22 protein-coding genes and 1 pseudogene are annotated in these 15176 nt (G+C 47.2%); 14 read left to right on the top strand and 9 right to left on the bottom strand.

Annotated features, from left to right (window positions below; genetic code table 11):
- Nucleotides 1-660, top strand: a 660-nt coding sequence (locus tag B4C70_RS02050) for a hypothetical protein (protein WP_290776730.1), incomplete at its 5' end; no start/stop codon positions are given.
- A 205-nt stretch (nucleotides 661-865) separates the two neighbouring features.
- On the top strand, nucleotides 866-2266 hold the full coding sequence (locus B4C70_RS02055; protein WP_290776894.1) for an MFS transporter: 1401 nt from the start codon (nucleotides 866-868) through the stop codon (nucleotides 2264-2266).
- Nucleotides 2267-2336: 70 nt separating this feature from the next.
- Here the strand turns inward: B4C70_RS02055 and B4C70_RS02060 are convergent, their stop codons facing one another.
- Nucleotides 2337-2735, bottom strand: a complete 399-nt coding sequence (locus B4C70_RS02060; protein WP_290776732.1) for an alpha/beta hydrolase fold domain-containing protein — start codon at nucleotides 2733-2735, stop codon at nucleotides 2337-2339.
- Nucleotides 2736-2879: 144 nt separating this feature from the next.
- Here B4C70_RS02060 and B4C70_RS02065 point away from each other — a divergent pair, with 144 nt between their 5' ends.
- Nucleotides 2880-3494 carry a histidine phosphatase family protein gene (locus B4C70_RS02065; protein WP_290776734.1) on the top strand — a complete coding sequence of 205 codons (615 nt, stop codon included), beginning with the start codon at nucleotides 2880-2882 and terminating at the stop codon, nucleotides 3492-3494.
- A 36-nt stretch (nucleotides 3495-3530) separates the two neighbouring features.
- Here the strand turns inward: B4C70_RS02065 and B4C70_RS02070 are convergent, their stop codons facing one another.
- Nucleotides 3531-4109 carry a hypothetical protein gene (locus B4C70_RS02070; RefSeq protein ID WP_290776736.1) on the bottom strand — a complete coding sequence of 193 codons (579 nt, stop codon included), beginning with the start codon at nucleotides 4107-4109 and terminating at the stop codon, nucleotides 3531-3533.
- Between the two features lie 116 nt (nucleotides 4110-4225).
- Here B4C70_RS02070 and B4C70_RS02075 point away from each other — a divergent pair, with 116 nt between their 5' ends.
- Nucleotides 4226-5512: a right-handed parallel beta-helix repeat-containing protein gene (locus B4C70_RS02075; RefSeq protein ID WP_290776738.1), complete on the top strand. Its 1287-nt coding sequence runs from the start codon at nucleotides 4226-4228 to the stop codon at nucleotides 5510-5512.
- 297 nt (nucleotides 5513-5809) lie between these two features.
- A complete protein-coding gene (locus B4C70_RS02080; RefSeq protein ID WP_290776740.1) occupies nucleotides 5810-6223 on the top strand; it encodes an SRPBCC family protein in 414 nt (137 codons plus the stop codon).
- Here B4C70_RS02080 and B4C70_RS02085 read toward each other — a convergent pair.
- From B4C70_RS02085 to B4C70_RS02105, 5 genes are all read right to left on the bottom strand, one after another.
- On the bottom strand, nucleotides 6198-6416 hold the full coding sequence (locus B4C70_RS02085) for a helix-turn-helix domain-containing protein (protein WP_047394678.1): 219 nt from the start codon (nucleotides 6414-6416) through the stop codon (nucleotides 6198-6200). The two genes, B4C70_RS02080 and B4C70_RS02085, sit on opposite strands and share 26 nt — an antisense overlap.
- Complete coding sequence (locus B4C70_RS02090) at nucleotides 6397-6744, bottom strand: hypothetical protein (RefSeq protein WP_290776743.1); 348 nt, start codon at nucleotides 6742-6744, stop codon at nucleotides 6397-6399. The genes B4C70_RS02085 and B4C70_RS02090 overlap by 20 nt, the downstream gene beginning before the upstream one ends.
- A 105-nt stretch (nucleotides 6745-6849) precedes the next feature.
- Nucleotides 6850-7554, bottom strand: coding sequence for an ABC transporter ATP-binding protein (locus tag B4C70_RS02095; protein ID WP_023468433.1), 705 nt, complete (start codon nucleotides 7552-7554; stop codon nucleotides 6850-6852).
- A gap of 10 nt (nucleotides 7555-7564) precedes the next feature.
- Nucleotides 7565-8272, bottom strand: coding sequence for a hypothetical protein (locus B4C70_RS02100; protein WP_290776745.1), 708 nt, complete (start codon nucleotides 8270-8272; stop codon nucleotides 7565-7567).
- An 81-nt stretch (nucleotides 8273-8353) separates the two neighbouring features.
- On the bottom strand, nucleotides 8354-8944 hold the full coding sequence (locus B4C70_RS02105) for an alpha/beta fold hydrolase (protein WP_290776747.1): 591 nt from the start codon (nucleotides 8942-8944) through the stop codon (nucleotides 8354-8356).
- A 219-nt stretch (nucleotides 8945-9163) separates the two neighbouring features.
- Between B4C70_RS02105 and B4C70_RS02110 the strand changes: the two genes are divergently transcribed.
- Entirely contained in the window at nucleotides 9164-9826 is a 663-nt protein-coding gene (locus B4C70_RS02110) for a Type 1 glutamine amidotransferase-like domain-containing protein (protein ID WP_214729416.1), read from the top strand.
- A 76-nt stretch (nucleotides 9827-9902) separates the two neighbouring features.
- A pseudogene (locus tag B4C70_RS02115) lies at nucleotides 9903-10379 on the top strand (histidine phosphatase family protein); the annotation flags it as partial.
- A gap of 8 nt (nucleotides 10380-10387) precedes the next feature.
- On the opposite strand, the gene B4C70_RS02120 reads toward B4C70_RS02115, so the two are convergent.
- Nucleotides 10388-10660: a hypothetical protein gene (locus B4C70_RS02120; RefSeq protein WP_214729418.1), complete on the bottom strand. Its 273-nt coding sequence runs from the start codon at nucleotides 10658-10660 to the stop codon at nucleotides 10388-10390.
- A 147-nt stretch (nucleotides 10661-10807) separates the two neighbouring features.
- Here B4C70_RS02120 and B4C70_RS02125 point away from each other — a divergent pair, with 147 nt between their 5' ends.
- Both B4C70_RS02125 and B4C70_RS02130 read left to right on the top strand, forming a co-directional pair.
- Nucleotides 10808-11344, top strand: a complete 537-nt coding sequence (locus tag B4C70_RS02125) for a PadR family transcriptional regulator (RefSeq protein WP_290776750.1) — start codon at nucleotides 10808-10810, stop codon at nucleotides 11342-11344.
- A 1-nt stretch (nucleotide 11345) separates the two neighbouring features.
- Nucleotides 11346-11810, top strand: a complete 465-nt coding sequence (locus B4C70_RS02130) for a DUF4188 domain-containing protein (RefSeq protein ID WP_290776752.1) — start codon at nucleotides 11346-11348, stop codon at nucleotides 11808-11810.
- Nucleotides 11811-11845: 35 nt separating this feature from the next.
- Here B4C70_RS02130 and B4C70_RS02135 read toward each other — a convergent pair whose 3' ends face one another.
- A complete protein-coding gene (locus B4C70_RS02135) occupies nucleotides 11846-12004 on the bottom strand; it encodes a DUF1272 domain-containing protein (protein WP_081780359.1) in 159 nt (52 codons plus the stop codon).
- A gap of 136 nt (nucleotides 12005-12140) precedes the next feature.
- On the opposite strand from B4C70_RS02135, the gene B4C70_RS02140 reads away from it, so the two are divergent.
- The 5 genes from B4C70_RS02140 to B4C70_RS02160 all read left to right on the top strand — a co-directional run bounded on the left by B4C70_RS02140 (nucleotide 12141) and on the right by B4C70_RS02160 (nucleotide 15150).
- Nucleotides 12141-12566, top strand: a complete 426-nt coding sequence (locus B4C70_RS02140) for an Lrp/AsnC family transcriptional regulator (protein ID WP_290776754.1) — start codon at nucleotides 12141-12143, stop codon at nucleotides 12564-12566.
- A gap of 79 nt (nucleotides 12567-12645) precedes the next feature.
- Entirely contained in the window at nucleotides 12646-12873 is a 228-nt protein-coding gene (locus B4C70_RS02145) for a hypothetical protein (RefSeq protein ID WP_290776756.1), read from the top strand.
- Nucleotides 12874-13085: 212 nt separating this feature from the next.
- On the top strand, nucleotides 13086-13520 hold the full coding sequence (locus B4C70_RS02150; RefSeq protein ID WP_035407758.1) for a MarR family winged helix-turn-helix transcriptional regulator: 435 nt from the start codon (nucleotides 13086-13088) through the stop codon (nucleotides 13518-13520).
- Between the two features lie 58 nt (nucleotides 13521-13578).
- Nucleotides 13579-14562, top strand: coding sequence for a ring-cleaving dioxygenase (locus B4C70_RS02155; RefSeq protein ID WP_290776759.1), 984 nt, complete (start codon nucleotides 13579-13581; stop codon nucleotides 14560-14562).
- A gap of 45 nt (nucleotides 14563-14607) precedes the next feature.
- On the top strand, nucleotides 14608-15150 hold the full coding sequence (locus tag B4C70_RS02160; protein ID WP_290776761.1) for an NADPH-dependent FMN reductase: 543 nt from the start codon (nucleotides 14608-14610) through the stop codon (nucleotides 15148-15150).
- Nucleotides 15151-15176: the final 26 nt, after the last annotated feature.

Below are 15176 nucleotides of genomic sequence, written 5' to 3' on the forward strand. Positions count from 1 at the left end.
CTTTTTGGGGAGCATATCAGACTCCTCTGTATCAGCGGATGCGCACCGGAAAAGAACGAGGTGAAGGAAAAGATTCACGTTGATGGTACGAGTTTGTTCGACAGTGGCTCCTATCCGACTGCTGTAGAGACGGCCGAGCATCAGTTTAAATATGACTTGAGTGACAAGTCCACCTATACGTTAAAGCAAGACGATTTCCGAGTGGACGCGCGATTCGATGACTATAATTTACTGCTAGCAAGCGTCATCGATGGACGATATGATTCGCTAATGATTTATGAAAAGAAGTCGAACTGGATGTTAAGCAGTTCGATGGATCTCATTCGGGATCAATCCACGAAAGGCGAGTCGATCGAAGGGAGTCTAGCGTGGGAAGGAAACAAGAAAAAAATGACGACGAAAATTGTCACGAATCGTCATTACACGATGATCGAGACACGACTGAAAAGTGAGCGTATTCCAGCTCGATTCGGAGAACGAACGCGCACTATCAACGGGTTGAAAGTACATATTCAAAAGCAAGGGAAACAGCTTAATCTTGCCTATCAAAACGGGACCTCCGTCATCTGGCTCATCAGTGATCGACCGGAACAAGTCCTGCTTCGGCTCATAACGGCATCTCCTGACAGTCCGATTTCGGAACTATCCGATGACTTTTAGATTCGCCTCGGTGGGTCTTTTTTTATTTTCCGTAACCCTACGAGAAATTGTATATAGTTGAGGTCAAGAAGCGTTTATCGGTCATGCATAGCGGGAATCTTATTCATGCAATCATATGTTGAAAATAATGAAAGCGATCGATGGTCGTACAGGTGAGGTGAGTTGTTAATCGTAACGCATTCATTGAAAAGGAAGTGAGAACTTCATACGATTCAGAAGGGAACATGTCAATGTCGTTGATCCGGCGCAAACGAAAAAGAGTGTCTATGCGACCGGAATCGGCAATGCGATGGAGTGGTTTGATTTTGGGTTGTACTCCTACCTCGCCGTCATTATCAGTCAAAATTTCTTTAGTGGTGTAGAAAATGATGAACTGAAGCTGGTCTTTACGTTTGCGACGTTTGCGATCGCCTTTTTGATGCGACCACTCGGCGGATTGATCTTTGGACGAATGGGCGACCGTCTAGGACGAAAAGTCGTCTTGACGACGACAATCGTCATGATGGCATTTTCGACTTTGTTAATTGGTCTGCTACCGACCTACGATCAAATCGGTGTCTGGGCACCGATTCTTTTACTGTTGGCAAGGATCTTGCAAGGCTTTTCGACTGGTGGTGAATATGCTGGTGCGATGGTCTATATTGCCGAGTCTTCACCTGATAAACACCGGAGCGCGTACGGTAGTGGTCTTGAAATTGGAACATTAGCTGGGTATATTCTTGCTTCCGTGTTAGCGACGATCCTGTTCGTCTCTCTATCAGACGATCAAATGTCATCTTGGGGATGGCGTATTCCCTTCATCTTAGGTGCACCACTCGGATTATTTGGTCTTTATCTTCGGCGACACTTGGATGAGTCTCCGATTTTCGAGAATGAGATCGATGAGAGTGAACAGGAACAAGCGACGTTTCGGACGATCATCCAAGAACACCGGAAAGACATCATCGTCTGCTTCATCGCCGTTGCTTTCTATAACATCACGAACTATATGTTGTTATCCTATATGCCGTCTTATCTGGATGAAATCATCGGTCTACCGAGTGCAACGAGTACGATGTTAATCACAGGTGTCATGATTATTATGATTCCGCTCGCTTTCTCGTTTGGTCGCTTGAGCGATCGACGCGGCAATCGACGATTGGTACTGCTTGGATTGACGGGGTTAGCCTTAACATCGATCCTCTCATTCTTCCTGATCGGGCAAGACTGGTTGTTATTCGTCGGCATCGGGATCTTCATTATTGGTTTCTTTTTGTCAATTTTCGAGGGAACAATGCCAAGTCTGTTGCCAAGTATTTTTTATTCAGATGTGCGGTACCGGACGCTTTCCGTTACCTTTAATATCGCAGTGTCGATCTTTGGTGGGACGACCCCACTCGTATCGACCTGGCTTGTGCACACGACAGAAGATCCACTCGCTCCAGCCTATTACCTGACAGCCGTCAGCGTCATTGGCTTCATCACTTTCTTCTTTTTCTTTGAGAACACAGCAGGTAAGGAGCTCAAAGGATCACATCCGACGGTTGCTTCGGAACAGGAAGTACATGAAGTCGCAAAAAATCCAGAAGATGCGCTGTGGTGGAAAGAAGACGACAAAAAAGAATGACGATAATACGAACAGTCCCTTACTCGACGGAGTGAGGGACTGTTGCTTTTCATGAATTTGTGATGCAACGTTATGAACGTTTAGCGGACTGATAGACATGTCTAAGAAAATCAGCAATCCGTTGCCAAGCCTGAAGCGCTACGTTTGCGTCACCGTGATGCGTAAAGGCATGGGGTTGTCCGGCAAATTCCTGGTGTTCAACAGCGACACCTGTCTCCTGAAGACGATTCGCATACTGCCGCGCTTCCTGCGCCAGCGAGTCGAGCTCCGCCGTCAGGACGAGCGTTTGTGGTAACGCATCGAGTTGAGCCGCATAGAGTGGCGAAGCGAGGTGATGATACGCGTCTTCCGCACGAGCGATGTACATCGCGTTGAACTGGCGTGCCTGCTCGGGAGGAGGTGTGACTTGAGGACGTTCCTCATCTGAGCGGATTTGTTTGGCAAGGTCAATCATCTCTTGGCGATTCATCGAATTCCTCCTTTAGGTCCATCTTCATCATACCGAACGGATTGGTGAATTTCTCTTCTGGATTCGTTTTCTCTAGTTGCAGGAAAAAGCAGCCAGAGTTTGATACACTTTTGAAAGAAACTAGAAATCGAAAGGATGGAACAGATGCCAACACTTTACATTACGCGTCATGGCGAGACGGAATGGAACTTAGAAAAACGAATGCAAGGCTGGGAAGACTCTCCTCTGACAGCAAAGGGCAGGCAAACTGCGCGGGACCTTGGTCACCGCTTACGTGAAATTCATCTGGATCATCTCTATATCAGTCCGATTGGTCGCGTCCGAGAAACAGTTCGAATGATGGATCTTGATCCAGCGATTCCGGTCACCATCGACGATCGATTACGTGAAATGCACATGGGAACCTGGGAAGGACGGACGGCGGCGGAAATTGAAGTCGCGCATCCGCTTGCTCATGCTGCATTTTGGCAAACGCCGCATACCTACATACCGGAGAGTGGAGAATCCTTTGACGCGGTCCGCGAGCGCATCCTATCGTTTTTGGAACGACTGGCAGACCATGAAGAAGACGAAAACATCTTAATCGTCACCCACGGCATCTTCCTTAACATCTTGCTGACATATCTTCAACGTAAGCCGTTCGCGACATTATGGGATCCGCCGTTCATTCATGGAACGAGTTTGACGATCGTCGAATACAGGGATGGGGAAGCCGTGATTCGATTAGAAGCTGACATGTCGCATGTCATAGCGGACTAAAAAAACGGCGGACTTTTTCTCGGTCCGCCGTTCTCCTTATCGTGATTTCATCAAATAGATCAAAATTGCGCCTTCTTGTTTTCTGACCTTTAGGTGAGGAGAGGATAACGTGTCAATCGAGCGGCCGATGATCGATTCTCCTGTCGTATAGCGTTTGAGGAGTAAGGGGTAGAACGAAGCATTCGTCTGTTTCTGATCATTGAATTGACCGCTGTCAGTCTGGACATTTTGAGGTAAGGTATAGACCGTTTTCGTCTCAGGAATACCATTCTTCGCATCAAGCGAATAGGTGAAGGCATGCGAATCGTTGAGCAGGTTCAAATCATACGTCAATTGGAACGGTGTGCGATCATATGTACCGGCAGGAATCGATTTGTCGATCAGCACCTTTGGTGGTTCTGTATCGTCAAATTGGACCGCTTTGAGCTGGAGCGGGCGATCGAGTGCACCAGTTAAGAAAAATGTCCGCTGTTGCTGCGACTCGTCCTTCGTGGTAGAAGGTGTGATCGAAAAGGAAGACTTCTTGATCTTGACGGTCTCTTTAGGAAGGACGGTTGCTTCCGTTGTGCAACCAGCAAGCAAGAAGGGAAGGGTGAATAAGAGCGCGTATTTCATGACGTGTTCCTCTTTTCCATAGTTATAGTGAATCGAGAAAAAATAAAATATTCAAAAAATTAGAAATGATACCTAGATTATACCAACAATGTTCTTGCTAAATAAAGGAGGAAATCATGAAAGGCAAATGGTTATTAGCAACCGTCCTGCTCGTCGGTTGTACCTCGACGGGGGAAGAGGCCGAATCGACGGCAAAATCGTTATACGTCGCACCGAACGGCAGTGATAAAAATACCGGCACGTTGAAGCATCCGTTTAAAACAATCCGGCAAGCTACACTAAAAGCGACTGCGGGTACGACGATCTACTTGCGAAAAGGAACGTATCACGAGAAGTTGAACGTTAGACAAAGTGGAACGAAACAACATCCAATCGTCTTTCGGAATTATAAACAAGAACGGGTCGTCTTAAGTGGGAAAAACATCAAAGATCGAGATGCAACCTTACCAATCATTCAAATCAAAAATCGGACATACGTGACTATTCAAGGACTGACGATCGAAGCCGTTCAGTCGAAACGAACGGACGCAACACCGATTGGCGTTTTGGTCACGGGATCAGGGTCACACATCACCTTGAAGAACAATACGGTTCGCGACATCAAGACGCTCGCGAAAGATGGAAATGCACATGGGATCGCCGTCTACGGAACGGGAGCGATTCGTCACCTGACGATCACCGGTAACCGAGTCGAGCAAAATCGTCTCGGTTTCAGCGAAGCCCTCGTCTTAAACGGAAACGTCAAGGATTTCCGAGTGACGAAGAACGTCTTACGGGATAACGACAACATCGGGATTGATTTGATCGGACACGAAGGGATTGCTCAGTCGAAAAAAGACGACTACGTCCGTGAGGGCGTCGTGTCGGGAAATCGTGTCTACCGGACGTCGAGCTACGGCAATCCTGCTTACGGGAAGGAATACAGCGCAGCCGGTATTTATGTCGATGGTGGGAAGAATTTGACGATTGAGAAAAATCTTGTCGAAGCGAGTGATATCGGGATTGAAGTGACGAGTGAACATGCCGGACGATACGCAGAAGATGTCATCGTCCGCCAGAATGATGTACGGCAAAATGTCTACACCGGAATTGCGATCGGTGGGTATGACACGAAGCGAGGCGGTACAAAACGTGTCCGGATCGAGCAAAATCAGCTTATCGGGAATGATACGAAAGGGCTCGAGGGTGGTCAATTGCTCGTCCAGCATGATGTCCATGACAACACGATCATCGGGAACACATTCGATGGTTCGTTAAGTGTCGCCCATTACTTCAAGACGAGTTCTGGAAATCAGTTTGAAAAAAATACGTTCCAGCATACGAAACGTTTCATGTGGCGCGACACCTCCTATAAGACGGAACAAAGCTTCCTGAGAGCGGTCCGAAAGGTGGAAGGAAGATGAAGTTATCGGAGCGACTCCTCGCTTACTGGATCCGTATACCGAGACGATGGCGGCTTGCAGCGTTGACCGCCTGTATGTTGACGATTTAAACAGTGGAAGGAATTGGGTTATAACCAGTTCGGCGTTGCGACTGCCGACCGTTACCGATGCAATCATCTGTCTCGTTCCGGCGATTCTAATGTTCATGGTATGGAAAACAAAGCGTTCAAATTAACACCTGAATTAATCGAAAATAACAAGGAATTCATTTAATCGTCCTCGAAATAGGGAGGGAACTTCAATTAGTAAGGAGGAAGAATGATGACGAAACTGACGATTCAAGCCGTGATTGACCGTCCGGTCGAGACCGTGTGGGAGATCTGGAACGCACCGGAAGACATCAAACGCTGGAACGCAGCGTCTGACGATTGGCATACGACGGCGTCAACGAATGATTTGACGGTCGGTGGTCAATTCACGAATCGAATGGAAGCAAAAGACGGTAGCATGGGATTTGATTTCACGGGTACATATGAAGCAATCGCTCCTTATGAACGCATTGCGTATGTCCTCGAGGATGGTCGTCAGGTGACGATCGACTTCACTCGAAACGGGGAACAGACCGAAGTCGTCGAATCGTTTGATGCCGAAACGATTAACCCGCCTGAGATGCAACAAGCGGGTTGGCAGGCGATCCTTGATCGGTTCAAGGCGTATGCTGAGTCGAAGTAAGTCGTTCGCTTCGTAACTTCCGACCACGGCGATCCGTCAGGGCAGGAATACCGCCGCTCTCATAGCGCCGGACCCAGTTATATAATTGTTGATACGACACATCATGCCGTCCGGCGATGCGTTGGTAGTCCTTTGCGGCCGCCAAACAATCGAGGACGGCATTCATGCGTTGTTCAAGAGTGTTGATGGACATGAACGTTTTTCTCCTCATTAAATCGCCCTGGATTCGTCCATGGCATTAAACTAGTGCACATACAATCGATGGAAGCCATTGAATCAAAGAAAAATTGACGCGTCTCCTGTTGATTCGTTTTGACGATCAGTCGTTTTTCTAGCGTTGGTAAATGCACGAGAAACGAAATCTGACATTCCATAGGCTGCGAGAGAATGGTGGTAGATCGTTTTTGCAAGTGGATAGCTGCTGAATTCGCAGTGACGTATAAGACGTGTCGATTCCATTCCTCTTCGTTGAAAAGTGAATCCATCATCGTGATAAAAGCTTGACCGGAAATGAAGTTCATCGGACGACCTCCTTTCTTATAATGTGTATATCCTGTACATGTTTTTCGAAAACCTATATTTCAAATATTACAAAAAAACCACCTCCAAAAGAGAGGTGGTTAACGTTATCCTGCCAGTTCAAGCATCTGAACGAACGCGACGTCCGGATCGGTCGTCTCGAATCGGTTCAACCAATCCTTGAAGTCGCCTTCGTACAAAATACGACCTTGATGGAGAAAGATGACATGGGCATCGGTATGCAATAGATCGTGTAATTGATGGGTCGAGAAGAGGCACGTTTGACCGTTTGCTGTCATCTGCTCGAAGCGTCGCATGATATGAAGTCGTGTTGCCGGATCAACGCCACTTGTCGGCTCGTCAAAAATGTAGAGCGAACGCGGTACTGTCGTCAACAGGGTGACGAACAACCATTTCTTTTCACCAGCGGACATCTTACCGATTTTCATCTCCCATAGATGAGCGAATAGATCGAGCTCTCGTGGCTGTTTCAGATGACGCGTATACGTCTCTTGCTTGCGATATGCTTTCAAACGAGCGAGCCGACCGACGAAGACGGCGACATCCTTGCCCTTTAATTCATCCGAGTAATAGATGAATTGCGTCAAATAGAGGATGTCCGAGATATCGGGTAAGTCCAGTTCTCCGGACGTGATCGGTAAGGCACCGGTCATGCAATCAAACAGTGTCGTTTTCCCGGCACCGTTCATCCCGATCAAGACGTTCAGTTTCCCGGGAACAAGCGAAAAGGAGACATCGTGTAACAGATCAGGTGATTTCGGATAGTTGAAGCGTACGTGTTGAACGTGCATCTGAATCCTCCTATCGGGTCAGTAATGACATGAGATTAAAACGTTTGACAGAGAATAGACCAAGTAACAGATAAACGACGAGTACGACGGTCAAGATAAGGAACGATGCTCCCGTAACGTGCTCAGAGACAGCGAGACCAAGTGTTTTCATGACATAAAAAGGATTCAAGTAACTGTACCAGCGATTCGGTTGGCTATTCGCGAACAAGAACAGAGGATACATGACGATGTTGATTAATGTCGACATACTCGAAATCTTAGCCGGAAGCATCGTCAAGGCGATGCTTGCAAAAGCAAGCGGGATGCTGAGCAACAAGACGAGATAAGCGAGTAACAACGTTAAAGGTGAGAAGAAGCCGAACACAAGCATCAGAATCGTCGTAAAGACCGTTAAACTAACGGCTGCAAATACGAGCTGAACGAGAACGAGTGCGAGAATACAACCAATCTTACTACCGGAAATCATGATATACGTCTTCATCAAACCATGTTCCCGCATCCGGGCAAGTTGGAGACCAATGCCGTTGACATAAATCGAAAGTAAGATATAGCCCCAAAAGAGTGCAAGAAATGATAGGAAACTACTCTCTGTGAAATCGAGTCGTGACCCGAAGACGAACGCGAGAATCAATGGGAAGATCAACGACCAAAAGACCGGAATCTTATCCGTCAGCATGATTTTTAAGTAGAGTATGAAGTAGCTAGGAATCGAATACATATGTGCCTCCAATCAGTGTGTCGAATCAAGCTTATATTAAGTATACGTTTGGAAATGGGAAATAGTTCCTTTGAAAAGAGCTTAAGAATCACCTGAAATCAAACGATGTAACGCATCGACAACAATATGGGGGGCATCCTGTTGAATGAAGTGCCGGCTGTTGACAACTTCGATGAATGATCCTTGAATCGACTGTGCAGCAGTTTGTCGTTGCAATTCGTGCCACAATAGTTGCGCCTCACGCGAATAATGATCCTTTTTACCAGCAGACAGAACAATGACTGGAAATGGGTAGAGGATATCAACGTTCGTCGCTTCAATACTCTCTTTAAAATCTTCGTATGTACATTCGAGCGTGAATTGTTTTTTGTATATGGATTGGAACGTGTTTGGCATCACTGGTAAGAAGCGTTGAATATAGGACTCTGGTGTTGCATCGATGAGCAATAGACCTTTTATTTCACTTGGATATTGCGATGCAAATTGTCGAACTAACGTGCCGCCATAGGAATGACCCACAAGAATAAAGGGTGGTTTGAGAGATAAGGTATGGATCAAACGGCGAAGGCGATTCACGCTCTGGCGACTAGTCTCGGAATCATGCTGCATACTACCACCGATGTTCGTACGGTCATACATCAAGATCGTTCCAAGTCCTTCAACTTGATCCATGATTGGTTGCCAGGTTGAAAGATCTTATCCATATCCATTTTCAAAGATAAACGTCGGTTGATCGGAAGTTCCGAGAATCAGACGATAGTGTAACGTCGTTTCAGGTAACGTCATTAAATCGAAAGACATATGATTCCTCCTATTCTAGTGGGAATAAAAGTAAGGATACCAGAAAGAAACAAATATTGTAAACTGAAGCAAAGAACAGGAGGTGTCACGATGGACTATTTATTAACGTCCGGTGGGATACAAAATCCATCGATTTACAAAGCGTTACGCGAGATGCTCAGAAAACCGATTGAGGAATGCCATGCCATCGCGATCACGACAGCTTCCTATGCGTTAGGCAGAGGAACGGACCTCGCTGTCAACTTCATTCAAGGAAAAGATGAGGCACCGATGGTTGATTTAGGATGGAAGTCAGTCGGTCTGTTGGAATTATCAGCGGTCTCGGTAATTGATCCAGCAATTTGGCAACCAGCGGTCGAACAAGCGGATGTCATCCTCGTCAATGGTGGGGATCCACTCTTTCTACATCACTGGTTCGTCGAATCGGGCTTCGATCGACTATTACCGCAACTGACCGGTGTTTATGTCGGGATGAGTGCCGGCAGCATGGTGCTTACGCCACGAATCGGAACAGATTTCGTTGGATGGAAAAAGACGCCGGAGCAATCGGACGCAACATTAGGTCTCGTTGACTTTTCAATTTTCCCACACCTCGATCATCCGCAGTTACCAGATAATCACATGCAAGCAGCAAAAGAGTGGGCAAAGAGACTGACGAATCCAGCGTACGCGATCGACGACGCGACAGCGATCCGTGTCATCGGTTCGAACGTAGATGTAATTTCTGAAGGAACGTGGGTCCAGTTGCGATGAGGACGATCTATTTCGTTCGCCATTGCGAATTGATCAAAACAGGCAGTGATCGCGAGGGCGGGGATTAACAGATGCAGGTCAGGAACAAGCGCAAGAACTCGTAGCGTTCTTTCAAGCGCTGCCGATTGACGCCATTTATTCGAGTCCGATGCAACGGGCGATGGATTCCGTTCGCCCATTTGCGAATCAGAGGAACATGCAGGTCATAACGGTTCCATTTCAAGAGCGACTTTTTCAACTAATCGATGAACGATTAACGACTGAGAGACTCGAGAAAGTATTGAGACAGTCATTTTTAGACGCCGATTACTCTGAAGTTGGTGGAGAGTCGAATCGCATGGCACTTGATCGTGCTGTAGCAGCCATCGAAAAGCTCCATGACATGCATCCGAATCAACAAGTGGTTGTCGCGACACATGGACTTGTATTGGCGTTAGTTCTTGAAAAATATACTGGGCGAGCGGCGAACGAATGGTTAGATGCCATGTCGAGTCCAGCGATTCACAGGTTGACATTCGATGCCCTCAAAAAAGCGTCTCATGAACATCTATAGAAAGACGATTAAATTTGACCGCTGAAGATGAAACCGAGAAAGAGTAGTAGCAGCACGCCGAGCGGAATGGCACAGGCGAGACTGACATATTTAAGAATCCCGGGCTCCCGTCGTCTGAAGGCGACGATCCCGAGACCGATTCCGAACAGATAAATGACAAGTCCGATCGGAATCGTAAGCATCGAGTTCGGTCCGAACGACCAGTTGAGCGGTGGGAAAATCATATAGGCGATGAACAGACCGAGCAAACTAAAGAAGATAGAAGCTTTAGCGTATGTCATGTGAGAACTCCTTTTAATTAAGTATGTGAACAAGAATTCGGATTTAAAACGAGAATTCCTGCTTCATTTAGTGAATTTCTTGTTTGGCATTTGAATGAACGGGAACTATATCTAAAAGATAGTATCTTTTAGATATAGGAGGGACCGATGCCTAAGGAAAACATGACCCGTTATGCGATTCTCGGACTTCTTGCAAGTGGATGTACGTCTGGTTATGAGATGAAGCATACGATCGATACGAGCTTGAACCACTTTTGGAAAATCAGTTTCGGACAAGTCTATCCAACGCTGAAACGGTTAGGGGCGGAAGGGTTGATCGTTGAAGAGGTCACGGATGGGGAACGGAAACAATTCGCACTGACGGAAAACGGGCAGGCGGAGCTTGCGCGATGGGTCGCTGAACCGTCCGTCGAGCTGCCGGTGCAACGGAATGACCTATTGTTGAAGCTATACTTCGCTCGACATGCTTCAAAAGAGGTCACCTTGCAGAAAATTCAGGAGCACGCGCGATTGCTTGAAGAACGGCATGAGACGTATCAAGCGATCGATGCGATGATTCGTTCTTATCCGGACTCGAATGATGCCGTCTATTGGTTATTGACGCTTGATTATGGCATTCGGAAGACATGGGCGTTACTCGACTGGTGCGACGCTTCCCTTGAGACCCTTGAAGGAGGAAATTGACATGAAACGGATCATTGCGACTCCGAACAAAGACGTCGTCGTGTTCATCATCGGTTTACGGATCAATCGCCTACGTTCTGTCCGGCAGTGGTTACCGACGGTCCAAGCGATGGGACCGATGCTACAAGAGTGTTATGAAAACGATGTCGGTCTGATTTCGCATGAGTCACTTGTCGGTTGGCGTTCCGTGACGTTGATTCAGTATTGGCGTTCGACGGAAGAATTGATGGCATATGCCCATGGTTCCCGTCATTTGACGGCGTGGAAACGATTCAATCAGAAGGCACGGACAACAGAAGCGGTCGGGATCTTTCATGAGACGTTCGAAGTCAGCAATTATGAGTCGATGTATGTCAATCTTCCAACACGAGGTCTAGCGAAAGCACTCGGGGAGTCGGCGATCAAGCCGCATCAAGAACAAGCAAAAGGGTGCTTAGCCGAGCGGCAATCACAAGAGACGATCTAAATAGACAAAAGACGGGTGCCGAGGCATCCGTCTTTTTATGTAGTGACTGGCGTGGCGGGTTCGAGCAGCTCCCCACAGTTTTGACAAATATGATCGAGCGTTTTTGTACATGGTTCGCAAAACGTACAAGCATGTGAACATTGATAGACCGTCGTTTCAATCGTTTCTTGGCACCGGACACAGGTTGGTTCCATGCGTATCACCTCCTATTAGTAGTATAAGAAATACTATTCAATGAACACAGCAGCAGAACAAAGTAAAAGGCTATATTTTCCTTTGATTCCATGTTAATTTGAAGAAAGTGGTTTTGAATCAGAAGGAGGATGGAAAATGGATCAAATTGATCAACAGATTGTCCGGATTCTGCAAGAGGATGCCCGGATTCCATGGTCGGAACTCGGACGACAGATCGGGTTATCGGCACCAGCCGTCATCGAACGGGTCCGAAAAATGGAGGACGCAGGGATCATCGAAGGATTTCGCGCTGTCATTAATCCAGAAGCACTCGCGCAAGGGTTACTCGCGATCGTCATGTTCGAAGGGACACGTTGCGCAGGCTTGATTGAATTTTGTAAAGGACATCCGGAAGTCGTCGAGTGCCACCGCCTGACCGGTAGCTATAACTTCATGGTCAAGTTGCAAACAAAGTCCGTTGCAACACTAGAACGTTTTCTCGATGACGCATCTGTCTTTGGTAAACCATCGACTTGGATTCGATTGTCGACACCGGTTCCGTTCACGGGGTATACGATATGACGGAGGAGACCCGTCTAAGCATCGAGCAAATGACGGGGGAGATCGAGGACGTGAAAAGCTCGATGAGCAAGGGGGAACTTTGACCGTATACCAAATCACAGCATGGTACGTCGGTGTCAGCGCTAGAGCAATCTATGCGATGACATACGGGATCCGAACGAGTGGGGGCGGAACGGGCTATTTATTGCCTGGATTCGGGGCAAGGCTGGCTGAGCGGTTGTCTCTGTCCTCATTTGAATCAGGAAAAACGAGCAGCTCGTTTTCAGGAATACCTGCCTCAAATGAATTATGCGATCGGATTACCTGACGATACGGCGTATATTCAATCTGAGACCGATCACTATCGATTAGGCGAAGGGTACGTGCTTTGTTTTAAATGATGATGAACGCTTCGAACATCCGTTGTGTTCATCACCGTGATTAAAAGTGAATCAAAACAGTTGACGAACAAAAATTGAGATGGTATATTTATCTCGAATTAAAGATATATGAATTAAAGATACAAAAGAGGTGAACGAAATGACACGACCGAACCCGAACTTGAAAGCATTGACGGTCATGGTGCGCGCAGTCGACGCGTTACATGAAGTCATCAAGAAGGACGTTGCGCAGTGGGGGCTGAACCCGACGGATTTTTCGGTTCTTGAGTTGCTGTTTCACAGGGGCAGGCAACCGATTCAATTGATTGGGAAAAAAGTCTTGATTACGAGCAGTAGCATCACCTATGTCATCGATAAGCTCGAAAAAAAGAATTATGTCTTCCGGAAAGCATGTCCAGAGGATCGGCGCGTGACATTTGCGGAACTGACCTCTGAAGGGCAACAACTGATGGAAACGATTTTTCCGGAGCACGAGCAAGCGATTAATCAAGTATTTCAAGGGATAGACCCGTCTGATCTTGAAGCTTTTATCGAGACAGCCAAAACAATCGGTTATCAAGCAAAAGGTAAATAAATTTTTTTGAACTGATATCTCGAATTCGAGATAATAACGATTAGAGGAGCGATTATTCATGAATGAACTAAAAGGTATTCATCACGTTACAGCGATTACGAGCAGTGCCGAGAAAAACTATGACTTCTTTACCAATGTCTTAGGGATGCGATTGGTCAAAAAGACCGTCAATCAGGATGACATTCAGACGTATCACTTATTCTTCGCCGATGATAAAGGATCTGCCGGCACGGATATGACGTTCTTTGATTTCCCAGGTATTCAAAAAGGGTCACACGGAACGAATGAAATTTTCAAGACGGCATTCCGTGTTCCAACGGATGCGGCACTCGAATACTGGATCAAACGCTTTGACAAATATGACGTCAAGCACCGCGGCATCAAAGAACAATTCGGCAAGAAGACGCTCTCGTTCGTCGATTTCGATGAGCAACAATACATGTTGATTTCTGACGAGCACAATCAAGGTGTCGCGTCCGGCACACCGTGGCAAAACGGTCCGGTGCCACTCGAGTTCGCGATCACGGGACTCGGTCCAATTCACATCCGGATCGCGGAATTCGACAACTTAAAAGCCGTGCTCGAACAAGCGATGTTGATGCGCGAAGTCGATCAAGCTGGTTCACTGCATTTGTTTGAGATGGGTGAGGGTGGTAACGGTGCCCAAGTCATCGTCGAGCATAATGTTGTCCTGCCGAGTGGACGTCAAGGATTCGGAACAGTCCACCATGTCGCCTTCCGCGTTGAAGATACGGCTGCCTTACAGGAATGGATCGAGCGGATGCAACAGCTACGCTTCAACACATCGGGCTACGTCGATCGGTTCTTCTTCGAGTCCCTCTATGCTCGCGTCGCGCGCGGTGTCTTGTTCGAGTGGGCAACGGATGGTCCTGGTTTCATGGGTGACGAGCCATACGAAACGGTTGGAGAGAAATTGTCATTACCACCATTCCTTGAGCCACAACGAGCACAGATCGAACAAATGGTCCGTCCGATCGATACGGTCCGGAGCACACGCAACATCGAAAAAGAATATCTTTAAAAGAAAAGTAAGCTGACAGCATCTAAACAAGAGGAGGAAATGAAGATGGAGAAATTAAACATTGGGATCATCTTAGGATCAACACGGGAAGGACGTCTCAGCCCACAGGTCGGGAATTGGGTCAAACAACTCGCCGATCAACGAGGGGACGCAAACTATACGATTCTTGATATCGCGGACTACAAATTACCACTGCTTGGTGAAAAAGACGCGGATGCATCAGGTGCTGCTGATTGGTTGAAGGATGTCGCGGCGCAAGACGGATTCGTCTTCATCGTCCAGGAATACAACCACTCGATTGCAGCGTCACTCAAGAACGCGCTCGATTATCTACGGGTCGAATGGAACAATAAAGCAGCAGGGATCGTCTCTTACGGTTCTGTCGGTGGAGCTCGGGCGGCAGAACACTTGCGTGGCATCCTCGGTGAGTTATTGATTGCCGATGTTCGGGTGCATCCAGCGTTATCCTTGTTCACGGATTTCGAGAACGGATCGGTCTTAAAAGCGGCAGCCGTTCAAGAAACATCGGTAAACCAGATGCTCGATCAAGTCATCCCGTGGGCAACGGCGCTGAAAACGATTCGCTAAATCTTTTCCTATACAAAATCCCCTCA

It is taken from the genome of Exiguobacterium sp. UBA5002, assembly GCF_002396765.1.
Taxonomy (GTDB): domain Bacteria; phylum Bacillota; class Bacilli; order Exiguobacteriales; family Exiguobacteriaceae; genus Exiguobacterium_A.